The organism is Micromonospora echinofusca, from assembly GCF_017614955.1.
Lineage (GTDB): Bacteria > Actinomycetota > Actinomycetes > Mycobacteriales > Micromonosporaceae > Micromonospora > Micromonospora echinofusca_A.
This window is the reverse complement of the sequence record NZ_WVUH01000631.1, coordinates 1-1,559: the sequence shown is the minus strand read 5'-3', so window position 1 is coordinate 1,559 and position 1,559 is coordinate 1. Positions and strand designations below refer to the sequence as shown.

The 1,559-nt window shown below is 69.8% G+C and carries 1 protein-coding gene; it reads right to left on the bottom strand.

The annotated features are described in order from the left end of the window. Positions 1-100: 100 nt before the first annotated feature. Positions 101-1,489 carry an IS701 family transposase gene (locus GSF22_RS33475; protein ID WP_307804516.1) on the bottom strand — a complete coding sequence of 463 codons (1,389 nt, stop codon included), beginning with the start codon at positions 1,487-1,489 and terminating at the stop codon, positions 101-103. Between the last annotated feature and the right edge of the window lie 70 nt (positions 1,490-1,559).

Here is a 1,559-nt window from a genome sequence, read left to right as displayed (position 1 = left end):
GTAGTGCTTTGTTAGGTTGGGACGAGTTGGTGGCAGAGAGGGCAGAACCCGAGCCAGGTCGCGAGTAGGTACTGCAGTTGCCGCAGGACGGCGTAGAGGCTCAGGTCTGCCCCACTGCTTTTGGGCGGGTCGTCCGCAGTTGGGTGAGGAACAGTTGGGCGGCCGCGGTGAGGGTGACGTGGCGGTGCCAGCCGATCCAGGAGCGGCCTTCGAAGTGGTCGAGCCCGAGGGCGGTCTTGAGTTCGCGGTAGTCGTGCTCGACGCGCCAGCGGCTCTTGGCCAGGCGGACCAGTTCGGCAAGGGGTGTGTCGGCGGGCAGGTCGGACAGCCAGTAGTCGGTGGGTTCGTCCTGGCCGGGAGGCCATTGCACGAGCAGCCAGCATTCGGGCAGGACCCCGTCGTCACCGCGCTGCGGTCCGCGTCGGATCACCCGACCGGCGGGACGCACCCGCAGGGCGAAGAAGTGCCCGGACATCTCACCGACGGGCCGGTCCGGGTCGCGGTCCGGTGTGGATAGCCGGGCACGCCAGCGCACCACCGTCGTGGCGTCAGCACCGTGGGTGAGGGCGAGGTCTTTCAGGCTGCGGGCCGGCTGGGGGTAGCGCGGTGTGGGGTACCTGCCGACACCGGCGTAGGGCACCTCGACCGGCTGGGCGTCGCCGGGTTGGGCGGTGGTGGACGACGTGGTCGCGACAATGTAGCCGATGCCGCGTTCGGTTAGCCCCTGACGGAACTCGGCGACCTGGCCGTAGCCGGCGTCGGCGGTCAACACGGGTGGGCGCAGCCCCCACTCGGCCAGCTCGTCGAGCATTTCCAGGGCCATGAGCCACTTCGGCCGGTACCGCTCGGTGTCGGGGACCTTCGACGCCGTCCGCCGGCGGCGGATCTGCTCGATCTGCTCGGCGGGCGGCAGCCGCACCCGGGTGTGTGGTTTCTTCGCCCCGGCCGCATCGAGGGTGACGGGCTGCTGGCGCAGCCTGCGGGCGTGCGGGTTCGCGGGCTTGCCGTCCGGGCCGGGGACGCAGCCCTCGTCCCAGGACTCCGGCACGAACAACCGCCAGTTCAGCACCGCCGAGGCGGCGTCTGTCGCGGCGTGGACGCTGACGGCGATCTGGCAGTTGGCGACCTTGCCGAGGGTGCCGGAGTACTGCCGGGCCACACATGCCGAGGCTTTGCCGTCCTTGGGGAACCCGGTGTCGTCCACCACCCACACCTGAGGCGCCACCACGTCGACCGCGGCCGTCGCCAGCCGCCGTCGCACACCGGCGACGTCCCAGGTGGACGAGGTCAGGAACTGCTGCAACTGCTGGTGATCGACCCCGAGTCGTTCCGCCATCGGCTGCATCGACTTACGCCGGCCGTCCAGCATCAGCCCCCGCAGATACCGCAGACCGGTCGCCCGCTGATCCGACCGCCGCAACCCCGCGAAGATCCCGGCCGCGAAGTCCTCCAACTGCGCCCGCACCCGAACGAGTTCCCGCTCATCCACGCATCGCACCCAAACACCACCACGACCCGCATACAAGCGACACGCCACAACGACCTAACAAAGCACTACT